Genomic DNA, 26748 nt, shown 5'->3' on the forward strand with positions numbered 1-26748 from the left:
GGCGAAAATGGACTCTTTGATTAAAATTAATGCGGAATCGTTTGGTGAGGCGGCAAAAGAGCTAATAAGCAAAGTTTCCGATGGGGTTGGTGGGATTGCAAAGCCATGGCAAATGAAACGAGTGGCCAAGGCCGACATAGCCGTCAGAAAAATGAATGCGCTCGCTGAGCAGGAGCTAACAGAGATAGAAGGTAGAGCTGTTAACAGAGTGGTCGCACAAGAGACCAGGAAGCAAAGAAATATTGAGAATATCACATACAGATCGACGAGCCACCTGAACGAGGAAAATGACATAAAAGAACTTGACGAAGACTGGATTGCAGACTTCTTTGACAAGTGCGAAAATGTCTCGGCTGAGTATATGCAGGAGATGTGGGCAAGAGTTTTAGCAGGAGAAGCTAATAAGTCTGGATCATATTCCAAAAAAACAATAGACATAATATCCAAGATTGATAGGGAGTCGGCTGTTTTGTTTTCGCGGCTATGTAGCTTTATTGCCTTTTTTTATAACAAGGAAGAATTGCTTGTGGATTATGAAAGCATGTCTGATTTGCTGATTAAGAAAGGGTTGAATTTTCTCAAGCTGCAAGAGTTTGAAACAGATGGTCTTATAAATTTTAGCTCTCTAACAGGGTATGGAGTCAGCAATCCTTTTTTCACAAAAGACGGCGATAAAAATAAAAGCGGAGAGCTTTTTATTTTGTATCATGATAATGTTTCATGCTATGCTATTGAGTCTATAGATAGGCTGAAAACTGGCAATATAGTTCTGACTAGATATGGAAGGGAAGTGGCAACAATATGTGATATTGAGCCTGATGTTGAAGTGTATGAGTTAATGAAAGGCTACATTGAAGGGCAAGGCTTTAAGTCGTCCGATAAGTTTAAAGGGGCGGCTGAGGAAATTCTTGTGGAGGTCTTTAGAAAGCAGTTGGATCTAAAAATTATGCGGAAGTGAAATTCTTCTAGATTTGAGTTCTTTTGATGTTGGGCAATGTTGGTTTTATGCTTGCCGCTTTTTGTATGAGTTTTAGTCTGCTGTTGTAGGGTTAAGCGGCTTTGATTAATTTTGATTTAACATTGCTTATGTGGCCTTTCTTCAAAGGCCAACTTCCCGTGTGCTATCCACTTTGAAGGCGCAGAGTAAGTCGTAGAACACAATAATCTGCAAACGCCCAAATTTCCAAGGGCGGACTATAATGGATACGCTAGGTGGCAAGTGAAAATCAGCCAATGACCAATACTGTCCACTCTGGCGAAGCAGAGCGAACCGCAGCAGAACACTACTAATGCGCAAGCGGCTGAATTTGCAAGGAACTGACCATAGTGGGCTTTTTCGGGTTCGCGTTCAAAATCCGCCGATTTACGTCTCCATCATCGTGGTGTTCCTACCTGTAGACGTGTCAACCAAGTGTCGACGGGCTTGACGCCTAGAGACGTCCGCTGACGATTTGAGAGCTTCGTAAGTGGCTGTTTTTTCGGTCAAAGACAGCCACTGACATTCTTAAACTAGAATTCAAAATCCGCCGCTGGAGACAGTGTGTCGGTTCGAGTCCGACCGCCGGCACCATGTGTGAAATCAGTGGCTTAGCGCCACATCCCCCTGAAACACCTCCCCCCTTACGTTTTTTGGTCGCAGTCTGGTCGCGCCTCGTGCCCAGGTATCCAGCGGCGTCTATTTGCTCGTTCCATCATCTCGCCCGAGCCTTTGGTTATACGCTGCCCGTGGCAGCCAATAGCGCCTGCTTCCTCTGTATCTGTCCGCCTTCTCTTTGATGTCGGCCGCTCTGGCCCGCCTTCATTCCCTCTATCTATCTTTCCAGGTCACACCGTCCAGACCGCCTAATGTAGCGATTGCCGAGAGCAGTCGCTGTGGTATGTTGCCGATTAGCCACACGCGGCAGGGCCTCGTTTTGCCGGATGTTCAAGAAGACAGGCACGGATACCGAGTCGCGAGACGGGTACCGGCGCGCTGGTACCGGGGAACACAGGGAATCAGTGATGGACGGGCGGATGGAAAGAGCGCATTAGACGCTCAAGGTTATCAAGGGTCTGTAAACAAAAAACGAAAGGGAATAAATTGTTTTATGAGATTTAGAAACGTTTCGAAATGGGGCGAGTTTGGTGCCCGTGAGCCTTTGCTTTTTTTTGCACAACGGTCCGAAGAAATACTTTTTGAATATACTTTGGATAGTTATAAGACGATGGCGTTGAATTCTTCTTTTTTATGCCTTGAAGCAATCGCGCTTATTGGTAATATTGAAAATGGTGTTATTGATTCTAAGAACTTAGATCCTGTGCTGGAGGAGCTGAGATGGAGTTTGTCTGTTGATAAAATAGCTAAAGAGCTAATGGACTTGGAGTCAAAGGATTATGTTCTTGACCCAAAAAATGAGTCGCTAGAAAAAGTAAAGCTAAGGCTGGAAGTTTTAAGCAAAACCTTGAGGCCGGATCGATATTTCGAGAGAGGGTGCGCGTTACTAGCTCAAGCTATTGGACGGGGGGCTAAGAAGGAAATTGATAGTTTGGCAGGTGGGGTTTTTACGACACTTGTGAACATGGGGTGTCATAAGCAGGATTTATATACAAAAACTGTGTCATTTTTCTACGGTCAAAATGGCAGGCCGAATATAGAAGACGAAAGTGTTTTTTTTGAGTATATCAAACTAATATGGCCTGCTCACAAGCAATTCAAGGCCGTGTTCATTGTGTCTTCTTTGTTTGCTGACGTCAAAGATGCGGCGGAGCAAGCGTTTGATGTCAAAATTTGTGAGGAAATGCCAGAAGAATTTAAAAGCCTAGCGATAAAGGAGAAGTATAAGGTTGGTAGTGATGAAGTGTTGGCCGAAGTGAGTGGTATAAGCGCCATTGATTATTATAGTGCCAGAGAGCTTGCTAATGCTAACCTTGGAAGGCTTAGAGATCTTTTTACGCTCTATCACCATAAAAATCAAATAAAATGGAGAGATAAGGCTATGGTAAAAGAGGTCGGGGATGAGCTGCCGTTAATGATGAAAATGCCCACTAATCCAATTGAGAAGGTCAAAGATCAGAAACCTGGAATGGCATCTGAAAGCTTAACTTGGATGCTCAAAAATTTTAGCATGCGTGATTCAGATTTTAAAAAATTTGCCAGGATAGTGGATTTTCATGGGCTAAGTGTGAACAGTTCGGAGCCTGAGAATCAGTTGTTGAATCTTTGGATTGCCTTGGAGTCACTAGTACCTGCATCAGCAGCAACATCAAAGATCAATCAGATAATAAATTCGATAGTGCCCGTTTTGGGTATGGAGTATTTTGCGAGGCTAGTGCAAAATCTGGCACAAGATTTGATACGGTGGGATAGGGGGGCGGTAAGGTCCGCTCTTAAGAAAGTTCCTGATAGTGACAGTATGTCTTTAAGAGAAAAGGTCATGCAGGTCGTGCTGAGTGAGAACTGCGATGTGGTAAGATCTGAATTGTACGAAAAGCTAAAAGATTTTCATCTTCTTAGGTATAGACTATTTACTATGCATGAGTGTTTTAAGACACCTAGGAAAATGATCGAGTCCATTGAAAAGCATGAGGAAAAAGTGACTTGGCAAATTAGGCGAATTTATAGGACTCGCAATTTAATTGTTCATTCTGCTTCCTCGTCAAAACACATAAACTCATTGATTGAGAACGGGCATGACTATTTGGATCAGGTCGTTTTTATGATAACCAAGATGTCAGGAGGTTCTTACGGGATAAGTTCGATATCTCAGGCGTTTGAATTGGCAAGGCTCTTTAGGCTGAATATTTCGAGGGCTTTAGGGAATGCCGAGGTTTACGATGACTCTTGTTTTAAATTGCTTTTAGGTGAGCACGAATTTATGACAAGACCTTAATAAAAAAAGAGTGGGAATATGATTGCTGCTGACCAAGCGACCACAGATTATCCACGATATCTAGAACAAGCAAGCCAGTACGAGCAGTTGGGATGAGGTAAGCCATTGATTCCAATGACAACTAGCCAGTATGAACCGGTGTATGGTCGCTTTCAAAATCCGCAATTAGAAACCAGATGCCTTCCCAGATTTGATCATCGCTGACCTTGTTCGCGTGAGGACGACTCTGGGAGCCTTCCCCGCGCTGCCGGATGTTCATTTCTGCACATTGATTGCAAACGTGTTCTCAAACCAGGCCTGGTGCCTGCCCTTTGGCGACACCAACCTCGCATCTCCCGCTCTTGCGGCTCATAACCCTGAAAGCCAGACCTTTCGTGCCTTACGGCTCGTCTCACGGGCGCCATTAGACTAAAGCCTAGCAGCTTATATGACAGAAATATGACAGTTTGCGCGTCCGTTCGCTTTCGAAAGTGAACATCGTGCTCGCCTGCCTGTCGGCGAGTCGGCCGGTGGGGTATCGGCACTCATTCCGTGTTCACGAGGTAATCATGCTAGGCATCTTCAAGGCGGGTGGCGCGGCGGCGCGGCTGCCCGAGGCGCGTATCGATCCGGTCTATCGGCGGCTGCGCTGGCAGATCTTCGCCGGGATCTTCTTCGGCTACGCGGGCTACTACCTGGTGCGCAAGAACTTCACCCTGGCGATCCCGCATCTGGTAGAGCAGGGTTACTCCCGTGGGGATCTCGGCGTGGCGCTGGCTGGGGTCTCGGTGGCCTACGGCATCTCGAAGTTTCTGATGGGCGCGGTCTCCGACCGTTCCAACCCGCGCCTCTTTCTGCCGACCGGGCTGCTGCTCTCGGCGCTGATCATGTTCCTGTTCGGCTTTACCGACTGGGCCACGTCCAGTGTGGTGATCATGTTCGTGTTGCTGTTCCTCAATGGCTGGGTGCAGGGCATGGGTTGGCCGCCCTGTGGTCGAACCATGGTGCACTGGTGGTCGCAGAAAGAGCGCGGGCGCATCGTGTCGACCTGGAACATCGCCCATAACGTCGGCGGTGGGTTGATCGGGCCGCTCTTCATTCTGGGCATGGCCTGGTACAACGATTGGCACTCAGCGTTCTACGTGCCCGCTGCGGTGGCGGTGGGGGTGGCGGTGTTCGCTCTCCTGACCATGCGCGATACGCCCCAGACCTGCGGGCTGCCACCGATCGAGGCGTACAAGAACGATTATCCCGAGGGTTACGATGACTCCCATGAAAAGGAGTTCTCCACCCGCGAGATATTGGTCGAGCATGTGCTCAAGAACCGTTTGCTGTGGTATATCGCGCTGGCCAACGTTTTCGTCTACCTGCTGCGCTACGGCGTGCTCGACTGGGCGCCCACCTATCTGCAGGAGGTGAAGGGCTTCACCGTCGATAAATCCTCCTGGGCTTACTTCCTCTATGAGTGGGCGGGTATTCCGGGCACGCTACTGTGCGGCTGGCTCTCCGATCGGCTGTTCAAGGGCAACCGGGCGGCAACCGGAATCACCTTCATGGTGCTGGTGACCCTGTTCACCGCGCTCTACTGGCTGACACCACCTGGACACGCCATGCTCGACATGTTCAGCCTGATCGCCATCGGTTTCTTGATCTACGGCCCGGTGATGCTGATCGGTCTCCATGCGCTCGAGCTGGTGCCCAAGAAGGCGGCCGGCACCGCGGCGGGGTTCACTGGCCTGTTCGGCTATCTGGGTGGCTCGGTCGCCGCGAGTGCGCTGGTAGGCTACACCGTGGATGCCTATGGCTGGGATGGGGGATTCGCGCTGCTGATCGGCGCCTGTGTGCTCGCCATCGTGCTGCTGGCGATGACGTCGCGTCACGCTTCGCGCTGATCGCCATCCTGCAGTCAGAGCGCCCCGACGGCCATGCCGTCGGGGCGTTTGCGTCTCTGGTACAGGGCGGAGCGAATGGCCCCGGTCAATGGCTGATAGCTGTTCCCATGAAGAGCGCTGAATTCTGGGCAGTATTGGGAACAGCAGCGCAAAAAAAGCCCGATGCAGTGGCATCGGGCGAAAAGATCGCTCAGAGAAGCGACCATGAACGGGGTACAGCCAGCATCGGTCGTGGCCGATCGCATAATGGCTTTCATTGTTTAAGCATGCGTTATAAGAGTGGTTTTTGCACTGTTTAGGTCTTCCAATATTGAATATTTTTGTTTCCATTCGATATTGCAGAAGGATGTTCGGAAACGCTTGCTCGGTCGGCTTGAGGCTGGAGGCGCTATGTCAGCAGAGGGAGAGATTGCGCTTCACGCCTCTGCTAGACATCGTGCAATGAAAAGCCCACGGCGCGCTGGTCTCCATGGCTGAGGAGGGCGGCCGCGGGCGGTATTGCGTTATGAACTGCCTCGAGTGCACTTGTATGCGCACTTCCGTTCATGGTCGTCTGTATCTGTCATGAACCGAACGCCTTGCGACCCATCGCGGCGGTCGATAGCGCGATTCACCAAGGCAGTCTACGCCGATTTCTGGTGGTGCAGCATGGGAAAATTGTAACAACCGATTGGCTGCTAAGTATAATGAGCCCTTGCGCTGACAGCGCATCCGCTTTCTCATCAGAACGGCGCCACGGCGCTATGTTGGACAAACGAACATCAGGCGATCGGGAGGCCCCCGCTGTCGCTTCCCCGCCGACTTGTTCCGTTCACCGCACTTTCCCTCTCTACCCCGGCCTCGGATACGTCAAGGGTTGCGGGGTCTCCCTTGTGGGCCAATGGGCGTCTCCAGTGCCAGCTTGATCGCCTTGTCGCGATCGTAGCCCCGGTCGACCAGGGTCTTGACCCGGCTCTTGAGGGTACCCAGCGGCATACCCGCTTCTGCTGCCAGGCTTGCTAGGCTTCCCGGTTGGCGCCGGCTGCGCTTGCGCTCGGGGAGCCTTTCCAGTTCGTGTTTGGTGAAGCGCACGACTTCTTCCTTGTCACAGCCATGAAAGAGATTGCTAACTTTTGTTAGCAATCTCATCGTTTTATCGGCAGTGCTCTGGATTTCTTCATGCCTGCGCCAGCCGGGCGGTGCCGAGCCTGTCCTTCATGGCTCAGGCGCTGGGTGCCTCGCCCAGACATGTGGCCAGGCCGGCGGCGTTCAAGGCCTGGCGGCAGACGTTCTGAGCGGCCTCCGGGAGCGTGAACCGGTATAGCTCCGACTGCAGCGCCCAGATCAGATCCTGCTCGACCATCGAGCGGGCGTTGTGCGGATGGAGTTTGAGTGTCTCCATGGCCACCAGTCGAGCGGCATCCAGCCCCTCCAGCCTACACCAGGGCGTGGCGCGGGATTCGCGGATCGAGGCGGCGTAGCAGGTGAGCAGGAAGAAACCGAAGGCTTCGCGCAGGGCTTCCTGGTAAGCCGGGTCTTGATTGTTCGTCTCCGAATGGTCGACGCCATGCTTGGACAGGGCGCCTTGGAACGCGGTTTGCCACAGCGCCTCGTAGTCGAAATCTGCACTCTCTTGCATGGGGTAACGTCCTGTCGTCGCTGAAGAGGGCTTCGATTGTTTATCGGCAGGTCGCTGGTGAGCCTGATCCCTTGGGTGCCATTTCGCGTGCCGATCTAACCGGTGTTATATAACTCGTTTCCCTAACATGCTGTCATGCCTGAAAAATTTCAAGAAGGCACGGAAGCATGGGTCAGCAGGAAGGCTGTCTATCTCAGCATTTCAAACACTATGGCAGATTATCCGACAGCGAGTGCCGCCGGCTCGATGGTCTGGAAGGTCCGGCGCTGGCGATGGCCAAGGGGCAGGTGTTCTGGCGCGAGGGCGATGCCGCGCGAGAGTTCGGCACCCTGAGCCGGGGTTGGGCGTATTCGTTTCGTGATCTGGCGGATGGCACCCGCCATATCCTCGAGGTGTTCATGCCGGGGGATGTGATTGGTCTGCGCGAGTTTCCCTTCAAGCAGCGGCTGTCGAGCGTGGCGATGCTGGAAGATGGCGAGATCCGCCTGACACCGCATCGGCGGCTGATCGAGATCTTCCGCGACTCCTCCCGTCTGACCTCCCTGTGTTTTGCGGTCGCCTCCTACCAGCAGGCCCTGTTGAGCGAGCGGCTGGTGCACCTGTCGCGGCGCAGCGCGCGTCAGCGGGTCGCCTATCTGTTGTTCGAACTCTATTCGCGCACCAAGCGCAACGACGACTCGATCGAGGATCGCTTCCGCGTGCCGCTGTCACAGCAGCAGCTCGCCGATGCGCTGGGGCTGTCACCGGTACATGTCAGCCGGACCTTGACCGCCTTTCGTCAGGAGGGGGTGCTGCGTCGCCTGCGTGGCTGGGTACATCTGCTCGATCCAGGGGCGCTGGAGGCCGAGGGGAGCATCGTGGGCCATCTGCATGATGAGATCGAGCTGGTGGAGTAGCGCTGACTGTTCTCTTGACGGGGTTGCCTGGCTGGCGTGTTTCCTGACGGGAAACGACGAAAGCCCCGCCGAAGCGGGGTTTCGAGGATGAGCGCTGGCGGGGGCTGACGACGCGATCAGATGGCGGCGCGGCGCGAGGCGCGGCTCAGCGCGCTGGTCATTTCGATCGCCATGGTCAGATCGGCCAGCTCACGCGCGGAAAACGCGGTGAGTGCCAGCTTGCGCATGGCCGGATCGGCCGGGCGGAAGCGGGTGAAGGATTCGCACCAGGCCAGCGCGGCCTTTTCACGCTCGTCGAATTCGTCGGATTCGGACCAGGCGTCGAGCGCCGAGAGCTTGCTGGGGGCGATGCCCAGCGCCTCGGCCTGCTCCTGGCGGAAGTGAGTGCAAGTCAGGCAGCCGTTGATCTGAGACGCGCGCAACTCCGCCAGACAGCGGATCGATGGGTCCAGCGAACAGGCATGTAGGGATCTGGCGGATCTGTCGACATGTTTCACGTCGATCGTCTGCCACTTATCAGCGCTCATCTCGGATCTCCTGAAAGCGGGTGTGCCACGATTAAACGACTATCGTTCTCAATATTCCACAGCTTCGATTGTAAAGTTTGATCGTGGTTAATCATTGAAACTATGGTTGTCACGTGCGGTTTCTCACTGCTCGCCCGCACGCGACTCGCGTCAGCGACGGCCGAGCAGCAGACCGATCACTGCGCCTGCGGCGGCCGCGGCGCCGATGGCCCGCCACGGATGATCGTGCACGTAGCGGTCGCACTCGTCGAGAGAGCGGTGGGTCGAATGGCGCAGACGACGCTGGCGCCGGCGGGCTTCGGCTGCCGTGCGGGCATACTGCTCTTCGCTGCGCAGGCGGGCTTCTTCGATGGCGTCCGCGGTCTCGTCGCGCAGGTCGCGTCCCAGCGCCCGGCTCTGATCGCCAATATCATGGATGTCGTCGCGGATACGTTCGGCTCGCGTCTGCGAGTCATCACGCTTGAATAGGCTCATGGTCCACCTCCCTGGTGTCTGGACCTGTGACAGCGTAGACGGGGAAAAGTGTCCTGGCGACAGATAGCGACACCGGTAGGGAGATACGGGGCAGGGTCGTGTTCGTGGTGATGGTGGCGAGCGTGTGACGCCGACGCACTGGCCCCGGGCGCCGGCGGGGGTTAACGTCTGCACTCGCCCCTGTTTGGCCGGCTCACGCGGTGGTCGTGCCGCCCGCACTTGAAGCCGCATCTTGTAAGGAGTTCAGCGTGTCCCCGGAACTATGGTTGTCGCTTTTGCTGATCTGCGCCCTGGGGGCGATGTCGCCGGGCCCGAGTCTGGCCATGGTGATGCGCCACACCGTCAGCGGCGGGCGTGCGCCCGGGGTGGTCGCGGCGCTCACCCATGCGCTGGGGGTGGGGCTCTATGCCGGGCTGACCGTGCTCGGTCTGGCTACGGTGATCGCGCATCAACCTTGGTTGTTCCGAGTCGTGACGCTGGGCGGCGCGCTCTATCTGGCCTGGCTAGGCGTGCAGGCGCTGCGCGCCGGGCGTGGCGAGGGGTTGCGGGTGGCGAAGGTCGCCAGTGGCCGCCGTATGGCCATGCGCGATGGCCTGCTGGTGGCGCTGGGCAACCCCAAGCTGATCGTGTTCTTCGTCGCGCTGCTGAGCCAGTTCGTGAGTGCCGACATGAGTGTCGCCGGGCGCTGGCTGATCGTGGCTACGGCGACCCTGGTGGACGGCGGCTGGTATGTGCTGGTGGCGCTGCTGCTCTCGCATTCGCGGGTGCTGCCGTGGCTGCAGCGTCGTGCGGTATGGATCAACCGCCTTACCGGTGTGGTACTGCTGGGGTTGGCAGCGAGGGTCGCACTGGGCTGAGCTGGCGGCCGTTCATCCCAGCCGCGCCAGAATCTCGGCCACCGGGGCGGCGGTCGGCAGCACGCCATACTGCGGCGTGGCCGCGGCCAGGCGCGTGGCACAGAAGGTTTCCGCCACGGCGGTCGGCGCTTGGCGCAGCAGCAGCGCGGCCTGCAGCGCCTGGGCCATGCGCTGGGTCAGCCAGCGGGCCTGCGCCGCCTGCGTCTCGGCGGGGGCGGCGAGCAGGGTGTCGAGTTCGGCCAGGGCGCCATCCAGCGCCGGATGCACGCCGCGCGCCGGTGTCAGCTCCTGACGCAGCGCCTCGATGCTCTCCGGGTGACGCGCGAGGATGCGCAGTACATCGAGACAGATCACGTTGCCCGAGCCTTCCCAGATCGAATTGACTGGCGCCTCACGGTAGAGGCGCGCCAGCGGCGACTCCTCCACGTAGCCGATCCCGCCCAGGCACTCCATCGCCTCCGCCATGAAGCCGGGGCCACGCTTGTTGTGCCAGAACTTGGCCAGCGCCGGCAGCAGTCGTGACAGCGCCGCTTCATGGGCGTCGGTGGCGGCGCGGTCCATGGCCCGGGCGCCGCGCATGGCCAGCCACAGGCTGGCTTCTGCCTCCAGTGCCAGATCGGCGAGCACACGCTGCATCAGTGGCTGGTCAACCAGGCGGGCGCCGAAGGCCGCGCGCCCGCTGACATGCGCGTGGGCTGCGCTCAACGCCTGGCGCATCATGCCGGCCGGCGCGGTGGCGGCATCCAGACGGGTCTGCTGCACCATCTCCAGAATCGCCGCGACGCCGCGCCCCGGTTCGCCCACCAGTTGTGCCCAGGCGCCGCGGTACTCAATCTCGGCGGAGGCGTTGGCGTGGTTGCCGCACTTCTCTTTCAGCCGCTGGAGCTCGATCGCGTTGCGCTCACCATCCGGGGTGAAGCGTGGGGCGAGAAAGCAGGAAAGGCCCTCATCGGTCTGCGCCAGGGTGAGAAAGGCGTCCGACATCGGCGCACTGCAGAACCACTTGTGTCCGCTCAGCCGATACCAGGCGCCGCTGCCTGGGGCCTCGACCGGTTCGGCCCGGGTGGTGTTGCGGCGTACGTCGCTGCCGCCCTGTTTTTCGGTCATTGCCATGCCGAAGGTGTTGGTCGACTTGTGCCACGCCGGCAGCGCGCGCGGGTCGTAGTGGCAGCCGCGCAGGCGCTGCTGCCAACTGGTGTCGGCGCTGAGGTGGCGCAGTACCGGCATCGCCGCATGGGTCATGGTGAGCGGGCAGCAGAAGCCGGGTTCGGCCTGGGTCAGCAGATAGAGTCCGGCGACATGGGCCTGATGGCCGCCATCGTGTTCGCGCTCCCAGGCCACGGCGTGCCAGCCGCCCTCGATCGCCAGCGTCATCAGCGCATGGTAGGCGGGGTGGTAGGCGACCTCGTCGAGGCGCTGGCCGTAACGATCAAAGGCGCGCAGCGTGGGCGGGTAGCGGTTGGCCTGGTCGGCCCACTCGGCGATATCGGCCTGACCCAGGCGCTGGCCCAGGCGCGCCAGGCGCTCGCCGACCCAGGCTGGGGCAGCATGGGCGACGGCGTCGCGCAGGGCGGTGTCGCTGGCCCAGAGATCGCGGGTGGCGAGTGCGGCGGGCTGATTCTCGACCCGGTGGGTGGCCAGCTCGGTGCGCGGGGCGTAATCGGTCATGCGCGGCCTCCGAAGCCTCAGGTTCGACAGGGTGGCTCTAGAGCATAGCGCTGGGTGATGACGTTGGCGTGATATTCGACCAATGCGGCAGGCATTGGTCTGAGCGAGGGGAAACCTGTGGGGAAGGTGATGCAGGAGACGATGGCGCCAGTACAGGGTGCTAAGCTGGCGCCACCTTCTAGCCGATAGAGCATGAGCATCCCATGAGCGACACTGTGATTGCCGACGAGCAGGTGCAGCTCGTCGATGCCCGCAACCGCCCCTGTGGCAGCACCTCTCGGGTGACCTTGCGGCGCCTGGCGTGCTGGCATCGCGCCACCTACATCGTGGTGCGCAATCCGGCCGGCGAGCTTTGCGTGCAGACGCGTACGCTGATCAAGGAAACGCACCCGGGCTGGTACGACCTTGCCGCCGGCGGCGTGGTCGGGGCGGGGGAGGCGGCGCTGCCGGCGGCGCGGCGCGAGCTGGAGGAGGAGCTGGGCATTCGGCGGGTACCGCTGGTCGCGCTGGGCGAGTTTCGTTTCGTCGACGGCGCCCTACGCATCTACGGCAGTCTCTACGGGGTACGCTACGCCGGCCCGCTGCGCCTGCAGCCGGAGGAGGTGGCAGCGGTACGCTGGTTGGCGCCGTCAGCGGCGCTGGCGCTCGAGCACGCCACGCCGGATACCCGCGTGGCGCTGGAACTGGCATTGCGGCAGGATGGCTGGTGAAGCGCTGCCCGGCGTGGCAACCTTGTCGCCTCGATACTCAACGAACCCGTCGCGCTGTGCGGCGACGGTGTTCCCGGTCCAGGATGAGCGGCCCGCCATGTCGCTGTACACGCAAGACTGCCGCAACCATGCCGGCGAACCCTTCAATCTGCGCGCCCTGCGCGGCCAGGTGCTACTGGTGGTCAATGTCGCCAGCCAGTGCGGTTTCACGCCCCAGCTCGAGGGGCTGGAGAAGCTCTACCGCGAATATCGCGATCAGGGCTTCATCATTCTCGCCTTTCCGTGCAATCAGTTCGGCCGCCAGTCGCCGGAGTCGGCCAGCCATTTCGGTGCCTTCTGTGAGCAGCGCTACTCGGTGACCTTCCCGGTGATGGAGAAGGTCAAGGTCAACGGCCGCGACGCCCACCCGTTGTTCATGCAGCTCCGGCGGCACGCGCCGGGGTTTCTCGGCAGCACGCCGATCAAGTGGAACTTCACCAAGTTTCTGGTGGGTCGCGATGGCCAGATCATTCGCCGCTTCGGCCCGCGGGCCTCGCCGCGCTCGCTGCGGCGCGATATCCAGAAGGCGCTGGATACGCCGTTCTCGGCCTGAGCCTCGTGTCAGACGCCAGGGTTCGTGCGAAAAGTCGGTGAGCGCAGGCCGTGTTCGTGCAGAGCCTAGAGCGGCGGGCGTTCGCCCCGCGCCACCATCAACCGATAGACCAGTTCGTCGAAGCGCGGGCGGCTCATCATGGTGGTGAGCCCGGAGAAGAGGGTGGCGACGGCCTTGCGCACGCCGCCCAGGCGGCGGTTGTGGCGGACCAGGCGCAGCAGCAGCAGGTTCTCGTCGAAGGCGCGCCACTCGCCGGCCATCGAGACCTGGTAGCGCACCATCACCGGCGACATCTCCAGCCGGTAGACCCACTCCAGCTCCTTCAGCGTCAATCCGCTGGCGTCGATCTCTCGCACCATGCGCGCAAAGTCCGCCTCGCGCGGTTCGCGCTCCAGCCACAGCGCCGATAGCGCCAGCCACAGCGCGCCGCGGCGGGCGATCAGCGCTTCGATTTCCTGTTCGTCGCTCATGCTGACTCTCTGGCCGCAGGGGCTCGGGGGACATGGCGCGCCATCTTCGGACAGTGCGCACGCCGACACAAGGGAACCCGCGCATAAATGCCTGCACGGACTCGGCGTCCCCAGCGCATGACCAGGTTGCGCGGTACTGGTGCGCCAGCCCGGTCGAAGGCTCGCCTAACTCCATGTTCTGTCTCGCATGACGCGTTGCCTTCGGCAACTTGCCCTGATGGGCCGCCCTACGGGCGTTCTCTACGCGTTGCTCCGAGTCAGCGTTACGTGCGCCTTGCCCTTCATCTCGTTCGGCGATTCATTCAGCGCTCCCCAAGCCTGCGTGGTCTGCGCACAAGTTTTCGTCACCCTGTTAGAATGCGCTCAACATCGCTGTGGGAGGCGTCTCCCGGAGCGTCCCGATTCGGTACGGAAAGACGAGGTTAGACGTGATCATCAAGCCCAAGGTCCGCGGTTTCATCTGCACCACGACCCACCCGCTCGGCTGCGAGCGCAACGTGCTCGAACAGATCGAGGCGACCCGCGCCCATCTCGACGGCGTCGAGGGCGGGCCACGCAACGTGCTGGTCATCGGTGCCTCCAGCGGTTACGGCCTGGCGGCCCGTATCACCGCCGCCTTCGGCTACGGTGCCGACACCCTGGGTGTGTTCTTCGAAAAGCCCGGTAGCGAGAAGAAGCCGGGCACCGCCGGCTGGTACAACGCCGCCGCCTTCGACAAGTTCGCCAAGGCCGAAGGGCTCTACAGCAAGGCGATCAATGGCGACGCCTTCTCCCACGAAGTTCGCGAGAAAGCGATCGAGCTGATCCGTGAAGACATGGGTCAGATCGATCTGGTGATCTACTCGCTCGCCTCGCCGGTGCGCAAGATGCCGGACAGCGGCGAGCTCAAGCGCTCCAGCCTCAAGCCGATCGGCGAGACCTATACCGCGACCGCCATCGACACCAACAAGGACGCCATCATCGAGGCGTCGGTGGAGCCGGCCACCGAGCAGGAGGTCGCCGATACCATCGATGTCATGGGCGGCCAGGACTGGGAGCTGTGGATCGACGCTCTGGACAAGGCCGGTGTGCTCGCCCCGGGGGCCAAGTCGGTGGCGTTCAGCTATATCGGCACCGATATCACCTGGCCGATCTACTGGCACGGTGCCCTGGGCAAGGCCAAGGAGGATCTCGATCGCGCCGCTGGCGAGATCGATGCGCGCCTCGGTCAGCAGGGCGGCAGCGCCAACGTGGCTGTGCTCAAGTCGGTGGTGACCCAGGCCAGCGCCGCGATCCCGGTGATGCCGCTCTACATCTCCATGGTCTACAAGGTGATGAAGGCGCAGGGCGTCCACGAGGGCACCATCGAACAGCTCAATCGGCTGTTCGGCGAGCGCCTCTATGCCGACGGCGAGCCAGCGCTCGATGAAGCCGGGCGTCTGCGTCTGGACGACTGGGAGCTGCGCGACGATATCCAGGATGCGTGCAAGGCGCTGTGGCCGCAGGTGACCAGCGACAATCTGTTCGAGCTCACCGACTACGCCGGCTACAAGCACGAGTTCCTCAAGCTGTTCGGCTTCGAGCGCGACGACGTGGATTACGATGCCGAGGTCGATCCGATGGTCGAGTTCGATGTCGTCCAGATGTGATCCGTGTGCGTTGAGCGGGCAGGGCGGCGGGGGCTCGCGGGCGTGATGCCGAGAGTAGCGACAGCGTGACCAGGCCTGCCCACGATGCCCCGCTGCAGGTGGGATTCGTTCTTCTGCCGGGCTTTTCACTGCTGGCCCAGGCCTGTGCCATCGAGCCATTGATCGTCGCCAACGGCCTGGCCGAGCGACGTCTCTACGGGGTTACGACCTTCGGCATCGATGGCCGTCCGGTGGCCAGCGTGGCCGAGCTTGCGCTCACGCCCCAGAGCGTGGCGGGCAGCGATGCGCGCCATCTCGATCTGTTGTTCGTGTGCGCGCCGCCGCTGCCCGCCGACTCGTCGCGGGAAGTCAACGACACCCTGATCGCCTGGCTCAAGCGGCTGGCCCAGCGTGGGGTAGTGCTCGGTGGTATTGCTGGCGGCACTCACTGGCTGGCACGCGCCGGGGTGCTCGACGGTTATCGCGCTTCGATCCCCTACGCCAGCGCCGATACCTTCAGCCGTGCCTTTCCCGCGATCCATGTCTCGCATCAGCTGTTCGAGATCGACCGTGACCGCCTCACCTGCGGCGGCGGCACCGCGGCGATGGATATGCTGATGACCCTGATCGGGCAGCAGCAGGGGGCAGGGCTGGCCCAGCGCATCTCCGAGCACTTCGTGTGCGAGCGTATTCGCATGGCCGACGAACCCCAGCAGCTGCCGCTGCGCTCGCGGCTGGGCAACGCCCCGGAGAGTCTGCTCGAGGCGGTGGCGCTGATGGAGGCGAATATCGAGGAGCCGCTCACCACCCACGAGCTGTCGGCGCACCTGGGCATCTCCCGGCGGCAGCTGGAGCGGCTGTTCAAGAAGCATCTGCAGGCGGTGCCCAGTCGCTACTACCTCAATCTGCGCCTGCAGCGCGCGCGCCGGCTGCTGCGCGAGAGCGATCAGGCGGTGGGCGATATCGCCCTGGCCCACGGCTTCTCCTCGGGGGCGCACTTTTCCACCAGCTATCGCCACCACTTCGGCATCAGCCCGCGCGACGAGCGCCTGGTGCAGGTGGCTCGCGATCCGGAGGGCGATTCATGACGCTGACGCTCGAGCAGCACTGGCTGACCCAGGCGCGGCGGGTACCGTCGCCCAACGCCAACGCTCGCCCCGCGGGGGAGGTCTCGGCGGTGGTGGTGCACGGCATCAGCCTGCCGCCGGGCGAGTTCGGCGGGCCGGCGATCGAACAGCTGTTCACCAATACGCTGCCACCTACGGCGCACCCGTATTTTGCCACCATCGCTGCGCTGCGGGTCTCGGCGCATCTGCTGATCCGCCGCGACGGCGAGCTGGTGCAGTTCGTGCCCTTCGATGCCCGCGCCTGGCACGCCGGGCGTTCGCGCTGGCGCGACGACTCTGGCCGCCTGCGCGAGGGGCTCAACGACTTCGCCATCGGCATCGAGCTGGAGGGCACCGACGAGCGCCCCTATCGGGCGGCGCAGTATCACGCCCTGGTCGCAGTGCTGGCGACCTTGATGCAGCACTATCCCGCGATCACGCCAACACGGCTGGTGGGCCACGCGCACATCGCGCCACTGCGCAAGAGCGACCCCGGGCCGGCCTTCGACTGGGCCTATCTGCGCCGCTGCCTGGGTCGAGCCACTGCCTGACGGCCGCTAGCCTGACACCCCCTGGCCTGACAAACCCCGACCGGCTGCTATGTTGATGAGGGCGGCAGCGTCGGCGGGTGGCGTGTGGAATCGCGTTCCGGCAGGCGGTCAATTCGGCGCTGGTTTGCCCTAAGGTAATTTTATTTCGGCCTGGCGGCGTGCCGATCGCTGCACCGACCCAAAATACAAGTGCTTGTAAAGAAAGGATTTATACAAGCGTTTGAGGCCAAAAACGGTGGCGGTGAATTGGCAGCGGTGCCCGTTTGCGGTATCTTCTTCGCCGGATTTTCCGCGTCACGCACGCCCGCTGTAATTCAGTTACAGCCGAACAATCTCGGAAAGCGGCCCCAAAAGAGCTGCACCTGCACCGAAGAGCGCATATTCCCAAGCCCCGCTGCGGCTACCCGCCACGGCCGGGCGAATGGCAAACCTTTTCCCATTCGGAGAGTTGTCTATGAGTCTGGAGACACGAGAAGATCTCGATCCGGTCGAAACCACGGAATGGCTGGACTCCCTGGCCTCGGTCGTCGAGCATGAGGGCGAGGAGCGCGCTCGGTACATCCTGAGTCGGCTGGCTGACCGCCTGCGTCGTGACGGCTCTTCACCGCCGTTCTCCGGCACCACGCCGCACCGCAATACCATTCCGGTGCATCGTGAGGCCAAGATCCCCGGCGACATGTTCATCGAGCGCAAGATCCGCTCGGCGATCCGCTGGAACGCCATGGTGCAGGTGCTGCGGGCCAACAAGAAGCACAAGGGGCTGGGCGGCCACATCGCCAGTTATCAGTCCAGTGCGACCCTCTACGAGGTCGGCTTCAATCACTTCTTCCGCGCCGACAACGGCGACCACAAGGGCGATCTGCTCTACATCCAGGGCCACGTGACGCCGGGTATCTACGCGCGCTCCTTCCTGGAAGGTCGTCTCGACGAGACGCAGATGGACAGCTTCCGCCAGGAAGTCGACGGCGAAGGTCTGCCGTCCTATCCGCACCCCTACCTGATGCCGGACTACTGGCAGTTCCCCACCGTTTCCATGGGGCTGGGTCCGATCCAGGCGATCTATCAGGCCCACGTGATGAAGTATCTCAATTCGCGTGAGCTCGAGAACATGCAGGATCGCAAGGTCTGGGCCTTCCTCGGCGACGGCGAGTGCGACGAGCCGGAATCCCTCGGCGCGCTGCATCTGGCCAGCCGCGAGAAGCTCGACAACCTGATCTTCGTCATCAACTGCAACCTGCAGCGTCTCGATGGCCCGGTCCGCGGCAACTCGCGCGTGATCGACGAGCTCGAAGGCGTGTTCCGCGGTGCCGGCTGGAACGTCATCAAGGTGGTCTGGGGTGGTCTGTGGGACCCGCTGTTCGAGAAAGACACCAAGGGCATGCTGCAGAAGCGCATGGACGAGGCGGTCGACGGCGAGTACCAGAACTACAAGGCCCAGGGTGGCAAGTACACCCGCGACAACTTCTTCGGCAAGTACGACGAGACTGCCGAGATGGTCAAGGACTACTCCGACGAGGAAGTCTTCCGTCTCAACCGTGGTGGCCACGACCCGCAGAAGGTCTATGCGGCCTATCACGAGGCGGTCAACAACGCCAACGGGCGTCCCACCGTGATCCTGGCGCACACCGTCAAGGGTTACGGCATGGGCGGCGGCCACGGCGAGGCCGACATGGAAGCGCACCAGATCAAGTCGATGGACGTCGACGCGCTCAAGGCTTTCCGTGACCGCTTCGGCATCCCGATCTCCGACAAGCAGATCGAGAGCGGCGACATCCCCTACTACAAGCCCGCCGACGACAGCCCGGAGATGAAGTACCTGCATCTCCAGCGCGAGAAGCTCGGTGGCTTCCTGCCGGCGCGCAAGTCGGACTTCGAAGCGCTGGAGATTCCGGGGCTCGACGACAAGATGTTCGCCACCCAGCTCAAGGGCTCCGGCGACCGTGAAGTCTCCACCACCATGTCCTTCGTGCGTGTGCTCAACGGCCTGGTCAAGCACAAGCCGCTGGGTTCGCGTGTGGTGCCGATCATCCCTGATGAAGCGCGTACGTTCGGCATGGAAGGCATGTTCCGCCAGCTCGGCATCTACGCCGCCGAAGGCCAGAAGTACGAGCCGATGGATGCTGGCCAGATCATGTACTACCGCGAGGACAAGAAGGGCCAGATCCTCGAGGAGGGCATCACCGAAGCCGGTTCGATGTCGGCGTGGATCGCTGCGGCGACCGCCTACGCCAACCATCACCTGCCGCTGATTCCGTTCTACATCTACTACTCGATGTTCGGCTACCAGCGTATCGGTGACCTCGTCTGGGCCGCCGGCGACCTGCAGGCGCGCGGCTTCATGGTCGGCGGTACCGCCGGGCGTACCACCATCAACGGTGAAGGTCTGCAGCACCAGGACGGCCACAGCCACATCCTGATGTCCACGGTGCCCACCTGCCGCGCCTACGACCCCTGCTACGGCCACGAAGTGGCGGTGATCGTCCAGGATGGCCTCAAGCGCATGTTCCAGGACAAGGAGAACTGCTTCTACTACCTGACCGTGATGAACGAGAACTACGCGCATCCGGAGATGGTGGAAGGCAGCGAAGAGGGCATCGTGCGCGGTATGTACCGCCTGCACGAAGGCAAGGCCGCCGCCAAGAAGAAGCAGCCGCGGGTCCAGCTGCTGGGCAGCGGTACCATCCTGCGCGAAGTCGAAGCCGCCGCCGAGATGCTCGCCGAAGAGCATGGCGTGGTCGCCGATGTCTGGAGCGTGACCAGCTTCAACGAGCTGCGTCGCGAAGCGCTGGAGTACGATCGTCAGCAGTTCCTCGACTTCGACGAGAAGCGCGAGAAGCCGTGGGTGTCGCAGCAGCTCGAAGGCACCGAAGGGCCGGTGATCGCCGCAACCGACTACATGAAGCTCTACGCCGACCAGATCCGTGCCTGGGTGCCGGGTGACTTCCATGTTCTGGGTACCGATGGCTTCGGCCGCTCCGATACGCGTGAGCAGCTGCGTCACTTCTTCGAGGTCGACCGCTACTACGTCACCGTTCAGGCGCTGCGCGCCCTGGCCAAACGCGGTGAGATCGACGGCAAGGTCGTCAACGACGCGATGAAGAAATATGGCCTCGATCCGGCCAAGCCCAGCCCGCTGGTGTCTTGATCGGCAGTTTCCATCGCAGGGTTACCGCCCCCCGGGGGCGGTGACCGCGGCCAGTTGAGCCGGCGCGTCCGTGTGACGCGCTGGCGGATGATCAGAGGAGCGCGACCTTGAGTAGCGAAATCATCAAAGTTCCCGACATCGGCGGTAGCGACGGTGTCGAAATCATCGAGATCTCGGTGCAGGCGGGCGACGTCATCGCTGCCGAAGACACCATGATCGTGCTGGAGTCCGACAAGGCCTCGATGGACGTGCCGGCACCCAAGGCCGGCAAGGTCGTCAAGGTGCTGGTGAAGGAGGGCGACACCGTCTCCGAAGGCGACGACATTCTCGAGCTCGAAGCGGAAGGTGAGGGTGACGCCGACGCCTCGCAGGACGAGGGCGATGCCGAAGAGAGCGATGCCCAGGCCGAGAGCCAGGACGATGAGTCCGAGCAGGCTGCCAGCGAAGCGGCACCGAAGAAGACGTCCGGCGGTGGTGGCAAGCGCACCGTCGAGGTCAAGGTGCCGGATATCGGCGGCAGCGACGGCGTCGAGATCATCGAAGTCGCGGTGGGCGAGGGTGACGAGATCAGCGCCGAAGATACGCTGATCACCCTGGAGTCCGACAAGGCCTCCATGGACGTGCCCAGCCCCTACAGCGGCAAGATCGTCTCGCTCTCCATCAAGGAGGGCGACAGCGTCTCCGAGGGTGACCTGATCGGCACCATGGAGATCGCCGGTGAAGGCGACGACGCGGAAGACGACGCCTCGGCGGCGGACGATGCCGACGCCCCGAGCGCCGACGACAGCGCCGATGCCGAAGAAGACAGCGCCGACGAAGAGGGTGACGACGAAGACGCCGACGACAGCACCGGCGGTCGTCAGGAGATTCGCGTGCCGGATATCGGCGGCAGCGAAGGCGTCGAGATCATCGAAGTCGCGATCAGCGAAGGCGACGAGATCGACAAGGAAGACACCCTGATCACGCTGGAGTCCGACAAGGCCTCCATGGACGTGCCCAGCCCGGTCAAGGGCAAGGTGGTCGAACTGGCGGTCAAGGAGGGCGACAGCGTCTCCGAGGGCGATCTGATCGGCTACGTCGAAGTCGCCGGCCAGTCGGGCGGCAAGAAGAAGTCGCCCAAGCGCGATGCTCAGAAGGATGGGGCAAAGCAGGGCGCGGCCAAGAAGGACGAGGCCAAGAAAGGTGATGCCAAGGCCGCGACCGACTCGCGCGCGCAGAAGCAGCAGCGCGGCGAGCCGAGCCCGGAAGCGCGTCACAAGCACGGCGATGACAAGAGCGCCGGTGCCCACGTGCACGCCGGCCCTGCGGTGCGCAAGATGGCCCGCGAGCTGGGCGTCGAGCTGAGCGAAGTCAAGGGCTCCGGTCCCAAGGGGCGTGTCCTCAAGGATGACGTCGATGGCTTCGTCAAGCAGGTGATGCAGGCACGCAAGCAAGGCGGTGGCCAGGCGGCAGCGCCGGCGGCCAGCGGTGGCGCGGGCATCCCGCCGGTACCGGCGATCGACTTCAGCCAGTTCGGCGAGATCGAAGAGAAGCCGATGGGGCGCCTGATGAAGGCCGGTGCGACCAATCTGCATCGCAGCTGGCTCAACGTGCCCCACGTCACCCAGTTCGACGAGGCGGACATCACCGAGCTGGAAGCCTTCCGCAAGGCGATGAAGGACGAAGCGCAGCAGCAGGGCGCCAAGCTCACGCCGCTGCCGTTCATGATCAAGGCCGCGGCCAAGGCGCTGGAGAAGTTCCCGCAGTTCAACGTCTCGCTGCATCCGGATGGCGACAAGCTCATCCAGAAGAAGTACTTCCACATCGGCGTGGCGGTGGACACCCCCAACGGCCTGATGGTGCCGGTGATCCGCAACGTGGATCAGAAGGGCATCATCGAGCTGGCCAAGGAGGTGATCGACCTCGCCGGTCGTGCCCAGGAGGGCAAGCTCAAGCGCGACGAGATGCAGGGTGGCTGCTTCACCATCTCCAGCCTGGGCTCGATCGGTGGTACTGCCTTCACGCCGATCGTCAACACGCCGGAAGTGGCGATTCTGGGGGTCTCCAAGTCGCAGATGAAACCGGTCTGGAACGGCTCGGAGTTCAAGCCGCGTCTGATGTGCCCGCTGTCGCTCTCCTATGACCACCGGGCGGTCAATGGGGCCGATGCGGCGCGTTTCACCGCCTATCTGGCCCAGGTACTCACCGACATCCGCCGTATGCTGGTCTAACCGCGCGGTTCGTCAGTACCAGCGCCGATGGCTCCTGCGGGAGCCATCGGCGTTTTTTATGGAAGGCTATCGGCGTTTTTATGGGAAGCCGTCGGCGTTTTTCATGAGTGGCCATCGACCTTTTGGGGATGGTCATCGGCATCCTCTTGCCCCTATCCCCGGGATTTCCCGCCTCGGGCCCGCTCTGCGCCTAACCGAGCCTTGTGCGCCTGAGTTGCGAAAGGTATCGTCATGTGCCACTGACGATGTCACCGGCGTCGCCTCTGGCGGCCGTGAGGTCACATAAGAACGATGCCATTCACGAAGGAGCTGTATCGATGCGTTTGATCCTCTTGGGCGCCCCTGGCGCTGGCAAGGGCACCCAAGCTCAGTTCATCTGCGAGCACTTCCATATCCCGCAGATCTCTACTGGCGACATGCTGCGTGCCGCCGTCAAGGAAGGCAGCGAACTGGGGATCAAGGTCAAGGAGACCATGAACAGCGGCTCGCTGGTGTCTGATGACCTGATCATCGCGCTGGTCAAGGAGCGTATCGCGCAGCCGGATTGCGTCAATGGCTTCCTGTTCGACGGCTTCCCGCGCACCCTGCCGCAGGCCGACGCCATGAAGGATGCCGGTATCAAGCTGGACCACGTGGTCGAGATTGCGGTCGACGACGAAGAGATCGTCAAGCGTCTGGCGGGGCGTCGCGTCCACCCGGACTCCGGGCGCGTCTACCACCTCGAGTACAAGCCGCCGCGCGAGCCGGGCAAGGACGACGTCACCGGCGAGCCGCTGATCCAGCGTGACGACGACAGCGAGAAGACCGTGCGTCATCGCCTCTCGGTCTATCACGATCAGACCGCGCCGCTGATCGGCTACTACCAGGAGTGGGCCGCCGAAGCCCCCGAGGCCGCTCCGGCCTACCATCGCATCGCCGGTGTCGGCAGTGTCGATGACATCCGCGCTCGCGTGATCGCCGCCCTCGAGGGCTGATCGCGCGCGACCGCCTCGCCAGCCGGCGGGGCGGTCGTCGCCACGCTGTTCACACGCTATACTCGCCCCTCCTTTTGTAGTCACCCCGGGAAACCGATGTCGACGCTGCTGGCCCTAGATGCCTCCTCGACCGCCTGCTCCTGCGCGCTCTGGCGGGACGACGATCTGATTCATCGTTTTGAAATCGCCCCGCGCGAACATACCCGCCGGCTGCTGCCGATGATCGACGAGCTCCTCGCTGAGGCCGATCTCGATCTCGCGGCGTTGGATGCCATCGCCTATGGTCACGGCCCCGGTTCGTTCACCGGACTGCGGATCGCTGCGGGTATCGCCCAGGGGCTCGCCTATGGCGCCGAGCTGCCGCTGATGGGGGTCTCCACCCTCGAAGCGCTGGCGCTGGCGGCACACCGCAAGTGGCACGCCCGCCACGTGATCGCGGCGCTGGATGCGCGCATGGACGAGATCTATGTCGGCGCCTATCGTTGTGTCGATGGCGAGCTGACGTCCTGTCTCGACGAACGGGTGATCGCCCCGGAGCGGCTGCGACTGCCGGCGGAGAGCGGTGACCGTGAATGGTTGGGCATTGGCAGTGGCTGGCAACTGCTGGCGCGCATGCCGGTCGAGATACAGGCCGTATTGCCCCAGACCCTGCCCGACGAACTGCCTGCGGCCGAGGAGATCGCGCGTCTTGCCGCCGCCGCCTGGGCGCGTGGCGAGCGCGGCGCACCGCCGCATGAGGTGACGCCGGTCTATCTGCGCAATGAGGTGGCATGGCGTAAGGCGTAGACCGAGGGCGACGACTGCCTGCGTCGACGCGTGGTGACCAGCCCAGGACGGGCTGAGTCTGGCAGGGCAAGGTGGCGCGCGGCGGCGGCGGTGATCTCTCGACGCCTTACCCGGGGCGGTTGGCCCCCTCTGCAAGGAAACGCTTCATCATGGATGTGTTGCATCTCGCGGCGCTGGCACTGATCCAGGGCCTGACAGAATTCCTCCCTATCTCTTCCTCCGCGCATTTGATCCTGCCGTCGCAGCTGCTCGGCTGGTCGGATCAGGGGCTGGCGTTCGATGTCGCCGTACATATCGGCTCGCTGGGCGCGGTCCTGGTGGCCTTCCGCCACGAGGTGATCAAGATTCTGGGTGCCTGGTTCGGGCAGTTCGGCGCCCGCGGGCCGAGCCCCGAGAGTCGGTTGGGCTGGGCGATCATCATCGCCACCTTGCCGGCGGTGGTGTTCGGTCTGCTGGTAGACGACTGGGTCGAGTCCGCCGGGCGCTCGGTGCTGGTGATCGCCACCACCACGGTCGTCTTCGGGGTACTGCTGGGCATCGCCGATGCCCGCGGTAGTCGGGTCGAGCCGCTGGGGGCGATGACCCTCAAGCGTGCGCTGCTGATCGGCCTGGCTCAGGCGGTGGCGCTGATCCCCGGCACCTCGCGCTCGGGCATCACCATGACCGCCGCACTCATGCTCGGCTTCACCCGGCAGGCGGCGGCGCGCTTCTCCTTCCTGCTCTCGATTCCGTTGATTCTGGCCGCTGGCACCCTCAAGGGAGTCGAGCTGGCGCAGACAGGCACCGCCACCCAGTGGCACGAGATCGCCCTCGGCGTGGGCTTCTCCTTCATTGCGGCCTGGCTCTGCATCAAGCTGTTCCTGGCCGCGCTCGACCGCATCGGCATGATGCCCTTCGTGATCTACCGTCTGCTGCTCGGTGTGGTGCTGTTCGTATGGGCGACCTGAACAGCGGTCTGAACAGCGGCCTGAACGACGCCGCAGTGGTCGTGGTGGGGGAGCCGCTACGTGAACTGGCGGCGCGTTATGGACTGGGATGGCGGCCCGATCCGCCGGCCGGTGGGCTGGCCCTGCGCCAGGGCGAGGCCGGGCTCGAGATCGCCGGCGATACAGCGCTTTATGGCCACCCCGTGCGCGCCGATTTCGTCACCGGTGCCGCCGACCATCGGCGCCGCTTCGGTGGCGGCCGCGGCCAACTGGTGGCCAAGGCGTGCGGCTTCGGCAAGGGCGTGGTGCCACAGGTGGTGGACGCCACCGCCGGGCTGGGGCGCGACGCCTTCGTGCTCGCCTCGCTGGGTGCCGAGGTGCTGATGGTCGAGCGTGTGGCAGCGATCCACGCGCTGCTCGATGACGCCCTCGCGCGGCTGGCCGCTGCCGAGGCGCTGGGCGAGATCGCCGCGCGGCTGTCGCTGCGTCATGCCGACGGCACCAAGGCGCTGGCCGATGCCATCGCCGACTGGCCGCATGCACCGCAGGTGATCCATCTCGACCCGATGTTTCCCCACCGCGAGAAATCCGCGCTGGTCAAAAAGGAGATGCGGCTGTTTCGCGAGCTGGCCGGCGCCGATGACGATGCCCCGCAGCTGCTGGCAGCGGCGCTGGATCTTGCCACCCACCGGGTGGTGGTCAAGCGTCCGCGCAAGGCGCCGCCCATTGCCGGCCCCGCGCCCCAGCACGTGATCGAGGGCAAGACCAGCCGCTACGACCTCTACGTACACCGGTCGCTGCGCGCGGATGTCGCCTCGACCTGAGATGCTGCCGCGGCCGTCTGGGCTGGCTTGGCAACTGCCTGTTGACCTGAATTCTCTACCGGGCCATCTGAGCGCTTGAAGAGAATCAGCCACAGTGCCAGTGCGATCAGCGCGCCGCCGGCGGCGTGGGCCCAGGTCACCTGCTCGTCGAGGAACAGCGCGCCCCAGAGCACGCCGAACAGCGGCACCAGCAGGGTCACCGTCAACGGCTTGACTGGGCCGAGTTCCTCTATCAGACGAAAGTAGAGCAGATAGGCCAGCGAGGTGCAGGCCAGACCCAGGACCAGTAGCGCCAGCCAGACATGGGCATCCTGCCAGTGCCCCTTCGTGGGGTGTAGGGCCACTTCGGTGAGCATCAGTGGGGCCAGCAGCAGGGTCGCGCCGAGCTGGGAGCCGAGCGCGATCAGTCGCGAATCGAGCCCGCCGCGCTGAGCGATCCAGCGCCCCACCAGAAAGCCGCTGACCCCGTAGCAGGCCGCCGCCCCGAGGCAGGCAAGGGCACCAATCACCAGTCCGCTGCTCAATGCCACCGGCCCGCTGACCACCAGCACCGCCACCCCCATCATGCCCACCACCACGCCGCCCAGGCGCTCGCGGGTCAGCCGCTCGGAAAAGCAGGCGGCGCCGATGAGTACACCCATCAGCGGCATCGAGGCGTTGAGCAGCGCCGAGTAGCCCGCCGGGATGAAGCGCGCGGCGATACAGAAAAGCGCGAACGGTAGCCCGGAGTTGATCATGCCGATTATCAGAGTGGTGACGAACTTGCCGTCGAAGCGCCAGCGCACGCGCCACGCCAGCAGTACCGCTATCAGGCCGAGAGCGCCGAAAAAGACGCGAAAGAAGGCGGTGGGGAAGACCCCGATGGCCGGTGTGGCGATACGCATGAACAGAAAGCTGGCACCCCATAGCGAGGAGAGGAGAATCAGGCGAAAAACGGCGGGCAGCGGCATGGCTCCTCCAGGCATCTCTTTCAGGGGCGCGCCTGGGGTCGAGGCGCGCCGACGTTCACCACTCTATGCCTGTTCGATGGCGCCGCCTGGCCATTTACGGCAGCGGCGTTCGCTGCA

Annotated in this window: 23 protein-coding genes; 16 read left to right on the forward strand and 7 right to left on the reverse strand. The window is 61.9% G+C overall.

What is annotated here, in order from left to right:
- Positions 1-7: 7 nt before the first annotated feature.
- The 3 genes from DOM66_RS14710 (at position 8) to glpT (ending at position 5740) form a co-directional block, all read left to right on the forward strand.
- A complete protein-coding gene (locus DOM66_RS14710) occupies positions 8-958 on the forward strand; it encodes a DUF2806 domain-containing protein (RefSeq protein ID WP_157959060.1) in 951 nt (316 codons plus the stop codon).
- A gap of 919 nt (positions 959-1877) precedes the next feature.
- The gene (locus DOM66_RS19625; protein WP_157959061.1) at positions 1878-3869 is read left to right on the forward strand and encodes a hypothetical protein; all 1992 of its coding nucleotides are present in this window, start codon (positions 1878-1880) and stop codon (positions 3867-3869) included.
- A 548-nt stretch (positions 3870-4417) separates the two neighbouring features.
- Positions 4418-5740, forward strand: a complete 1323-nt coding sequence (glpT, locus tag DOM66_RS14715; RefSeq protein ID WP_110690678.1) for a glycerol-3-phosphate transporter — start codon at positions 4418-4420, stop codon at positions 5738-5740.
- A gap of 849 nt (positions 5741-6589) precedes the next feature.
- Here the strand turns inward: glpT and DOM66_RS19630 are convergent.
- Both DOM66_RS19630 and DOM66_RS14720 read right to left on the reverse strand, forming a co-directional pair.
- Positions 6590-6811 carry a hypothetical protein gene (locus tag DOM66_RS19630; protein ID WP_157958925.1) on the reverse strand — a complete coding sequence of 74 codons (222 nt, stop codon included), beginning with the start codon at positions 6809-6811 and terminating at the stop codon, positions 6590-6592.
- A 130-nt stretch (positions 6812-6941) separates the two neighbouring features.
- Positions 6942-7358, reverse strand: coding sequence for a hypothetical protein (locus DOM66_RS14720; RefSeq protein WP_110690679.1), 417 nt, complete (start codon positions 7356-7358; stop codon positions 6942-6944).
- 167 nt (positions 7359-7525) lie between these two features.
- On the opposite strand from DOM66_RS14720, the gene DOM66_RS14725 reads away from it, so the two are divergent.
- The gene (locus tag DOM66_RS14725; protein WP_110690680.1) at positions 7526-8254 is read left to right on the forward strand and encodes a Crp/Fnr family transcriptional regulator; all 729 of its coding nucleotides are present in this window, start codon (positions 7526-7528) and stop codon (positions 8252-8254) included.
- A 116-nt stretch (positions 8255-8370) separates the two neighbouring features.
- Here DOM66_RS14725 and DOM66_RS14730 read toward each other — a convergent pair whose 3' ends face one another.
- Both DOM66_RS14730 and DOM66_RS14735 read right to left on the reverse strand, forming a co-directional pair.
- Positions 8371-8781, reverse strand: coding sequence for a carboxymuconolactone decarboxylase family protein (locus DOM66_RS14730; RefSeq protein ID WP_110678980.1), 411 nt, complete (start codon positions 8779-8781; stop codon positions 8371-8373).
- Positions 8782-8931: 150 nt separating this feature from the next.
- Entirely contained in the window at positions 8932-9255 is a 324-nt protein-coding gene (locus DOM66_RS14735; RefSeq protein WP_110690681.1) for a glycine zipper domain-containing protein, read from the reverse strand.
- Positions 9256-9503: 248 nt separating this feature from the next.
- Between DOM66_RS14735 and DOM66_RS14740 the strand changes: the two genes are divergently transcribed.
- Complete coding sequence (locus DOM66_RS14740; RefSeq protein WP_110690682.1) at positions 9504-10112, forward strand: LysE family translocator; 609 nt, start codon at positions 9504-9506, stop codon at positions 10110-10112.
- Positions 10113-10124: 12 nt separating this feature from the next.
- Here DOM66_RS14740 and DOM66_RS14745 read toward each other — a convergent pair whose 3' ends face one another.
- Positions 10125-11780: an acyl-CoA dehydrogenase family protein gene (locus DOM66_RS14745; protein WP_110690683.1), complete on the reverse strand. Its 1656-nt coding sequence runs from the start codon at positions 11778-11780 to the stop codon at positions 10125-10127.
- A gap of 203 nt (positions 11781-11983) precedes the next feature.
- Here DOM66_RS14745 and DOM66_RS14750 point away from each other — a divergent pair, with 203 nt between their 5' ends.
- Together DOM66_RS14750 and DOM66_RS14755 are read left to right on the forward strand one after the other, a co-directional pair.
- Complete coding sequence (locus tag DOM66_RS14750; protein ID WP_110690684.1) at positions 11984-12490, forward strand: NUDIX hydrolase; 507 nt, start codon at positions 11984-11986, stop codon at positions 12488-12490.
- Between the two features lie 97 nt (positions 12491-12587).
- Positions 12588-13082, forward strand: coding sequence for a glutathione peroxidase (locus tag DOM66_RS14755; RefSeq protein WP_110690685.1), 495 nt, complete (start codon positions 12588-12590; stop codon positions 13080-13082).
- A 65-nt stretch (positions 13083-13147) separates the two neighbouring features.
- Here DOM66_RS14755 and DOM66_RS14760 read toward each other — a convergent pair whose 3' ends face one another.
- Positions 13148-13552 carry a DUF7079 family protein gene (locus DOM66_RS14760; RefSeq protein ID WP_110678968.1) on the reverse strand — a complete coding sequence of 135 codons (405 nt, stop codon included), beginning with the start codon at positions 13550-13552 and terminating at the stop codon, positions 13148-13150.
- A 428-nt stretch (positions 13553-13980) separates the two neighbouring features.
- On the opposite strand from DOM66_RS14760, the gene fabV reads away from it, so the two are divergent.
- The 9 genes from fabV to DOM66_RS14805 all read left to right on the forward strand — a co-directional run bounded on the left by fabV (position 13981) and on the right by DOM66_RS14805 (position 25681).
- Entirely contained in the window at positions 13981-15180 is a 1200-nt protein-coding gene (fabV, locus tag DOM66_RS14765; protein WP_110690686.1) for an enoyl-ACP reductase FabV, read from the forward strand.
- Between the two features lie 65 nt (positions 15181-15245).
- Positions 15246-16247 carry a GlxA family transcriptional regulator gene (locus tag DOM66_RS14770; RefSeq protein WP_245392452.1) on the forward strand — a complete coding sequence of 334 codons (1002 nt, stop codon included), beginning with the start codon at positions 15246-15248 and terminating at the stop codon, positions 16245-16247.
- Positions 16244-16816 (forward strand): 1,6-anhydro-N-acetylmuramyl-L-alanine amidase AmpD, encoded by a 573-nt coding sequence (ampD, locus tag DOM66_RS14775; protein WP_223161997.1) that lies wholly within the window; start codon positions 16244-16246, stop codon positions 16814-16816. The genes DOM66_RS14770 and ampD overlap by 4 nt, the downstream gene beginning before the upstream one ends.
- A gap of 454 nt (positions 16817-17270) precedes the next feature.
- Complete coding sequence (gene aceE, locus DOM66_RS14780; protein ID WP_110678964.1) at positions 17271-19961, forward strand: pyruvate dehydrogenase (acetyl-transferring), homodimeric type; 2691 nt, start codon at positions 17271-17273, stop codon at positions 19959-19961.
- 107 nt (positions 19962-20068) lie between these two features.
- Complete coding sequence (gene aceF / locus DOM66_RS14785) at positions 20069-22171, forward strand: pyruvate dehydrogenase complex dihydrolipoyllysine-residue acetyltransferase (protein WP_110690687.1); 2103 nt, start codon at positions 20069-20071, stop codon at positions 22169-22171.
- A 317-nt stretch (positions 22172-22488) separates the two neighbouring features.
- Positions 22489-23145 (forward strand): adenylate kinase, encoded by a 657-nt coding sequence (gene adk / locus DOM66_RS14790; protein ID WP_110690688.1) that lies wholly within the window; start codon positions 22489-22491, stop codon positions 23143-23145.
- A 96-nt stretch (positions 23146-23241) separates the two neighbouring features.
- A complete protein-coding gene (gene tsaB / locus DOM66_RS14795) occupies positions 23242-23931 on the forward strand; it encodes a tRNA (adenosine(37)-N6)-threonylcarbamoyltransferase complex dimerization subunit type 1 TsaB (RefSeq protein ID WP_110690689.1) in 690 nt (229 codons plus the stop codon).
- Between the two features lie 149 nt (positions 23932-24080).
- A complete protein-coding gene (locus DOM66_RS14800; protein ID WP_110690690.1) occupies positions 24081-24878 on the forward strand; it encodes an undecaprenyl-diphosphate phosphatase in 798 nt (265 codons plus the stop codon).
- A complete protein-coding gene (locus DOM66_RS14805; RefSeq protein WP_110690691.1) occupies positions 24866-25681 on the forward strand; it encodes a class I SAM-dependent methyltransferase in 816 nt (271 codons plus the stop codon). Before DOM66_RS14800 ends, DOM66_RS14805 begins: the two co-directional genes overlap by 13 nt.
- Here the strand turns inward: DOM66_RS14805 and DOM66_RS14810 are convergent.
- Positions 25639-26631 (reverse strand): DMT family transporter, encoded by a 993-nt coding sequence (locus tag DOM66_RS14810; protein WP_110690692.1) that lies wholly within the window; start codon positions 26629-26631, stop codon positions 25639-25641. The genes DOM66_RS14805 and DOM66_RS14810 overlap by 43 nt on opposite strands.
- Between the last annotated feature and the right edge of the window lie 117 nt (positions 26632-26748).

It is taken from the genome of Salinicola endophyticus, from assembly GCF_003206575.1.
Classification (GTDB): Bacteria; Pseudomonadota; Gammaproteobacteria; order Pseudomonadales; family Halomonadaceae; genus Salinicola; species Salinicola endophyticus.

What these genes read in the sequence shown, in the direction of transcription:
- DOM66_RS14710 (WP_157959060.1), top strand. Translation starts at nt 8, where the DNA reads ATGGACTCTTTGATTAAAATTAATGCGGAATCGTTTGGTGAGGCGGCA.
- DOM66_RS19625 (WP_157959061.1), top strand. Translation starts at nt 1,878, where the DNA reads ATGTTGCCGATTAGCCACACGCGGCAGGGCCTCGTTTTGCCGGATGTT.
- glpT (WP_110690678.1), top strand. Translation starts at nt 4,418, where the DNA reads ATGCTAGGCATCTTCAAGGCGGGTGGCGCGGCGGCGCGGCTGCCCGAG.
- DOM66_RS14720 (WP_110690679.1), bottom strand. Translation starts at nt 7,358, where the DNA reads ATGCAAGAGAGTGCAGATTTCGACTACGAGGCGCTGTGGCAAACCGCG.
- DOM66_RS14725 (WP_110690680.1), top strand. Translation starts at nt 7,526, where the DNA reads ATGGGTCAGCAGGAAGGCTGTCTATCTCAGCATTTCAAACACTATGGC.
- DOM66_RS14730 (WP_110678980.1), bottom strand. Translation starts at nt 8,781, where the DNA reads ATGAGCGCTGATAAGTGGCAGACGATCGACGTGAAACATGTCGACAGA.
- DOM66_RS14735 (WP_110690681.1), bottom strand. Translation starts at nt 9,255, where the DNA reads ATGAGCCTATTCAAGCGTGATGACTCGCAGACGCGAGCCGAACGTATC.
- DOM66_RS14745 (WP_110690683.1), bottom strand. Translation starts at nt 11,780, where the DNA reads ATGACCGATTACGCCCCGCGCACCGAGCTGGCCACCCACCGGGTCGAG.
- DOM66_RS14750 (WP_110690684.1), top strand. Translation starts at nt 11,984, where the DNA reads ATGAGCGACACTGTGATTGCCGACGAGCAGGTGCAGCTCGTCGATGCC.
- DOM66_RS14755 (WP_110690685.1), top strand. Translation starts at nt 12,588, where the DNA reads ATGTCGCTGTACACGCAAGACTGCCGCAACCATGCCGGCGAACCCTTC.
- DOM66_RS14760 (WP_110678968.1), bottom strand. Translation starts at nt 13,552, where the DNA reads ATGAGCGACGAACAGGAAATCGAAGCGCTGATCGCCCGCCGCGGCGCG.
- ampD (WP_223161997.1), top strand. Translation starts at nt 16,244, where the DNA reads ATGACGCTGACGCTCGAGCAGCACTGGCTGACCCAGGCGCGGCGGGTA.
- aceE (WP_110678964.1), top strand. Translation starts at nt 17,271, where the DNA reads ATGAGTCTGGAGACACGAGAAGATCTCGATCCGGTCGAAACCACGGAA.
- adk (WP_110690688.1), top strand. Translation starts at nt 22,489, where the DNA reads ATGCGTTTGATCCTCTTGGGCGCCCCTGGCGCTGGCAAGGGCACCCAA.
- tsaB (WP_110690689.1), top strand. Translation starts at nt 23,242, where the DNA reads ATGTCGACGCTGCTGGCCCTAGATGCCTCCTCGACCGCCTGCTCCTGC.
- DOM66_RS14800 (WP_110690690.1), top strand. Translation starts at nt 24,081, where the DNA reads ATGGATGTGTTGCATCTCGCGGCGCTGGCACTGATCCAGGGCCTGACA.
- DOM66_RS14805 (WP_110690691.1), top strand. Translation starts at nt 24,866, where the DNA reads ATGGGCGACCTGAACAGCGGTCTGAACAGCGGCCTGAACGACGCCGCA.
- DOM66_RS14810 (WP_110690692.1), bottom strand. Translation starts at nt 26,631, where the DNA reads ATGCCGCTGCCCGCCGTTTTTCGCCTGATTCTCCTCTCCTCGCTATGG.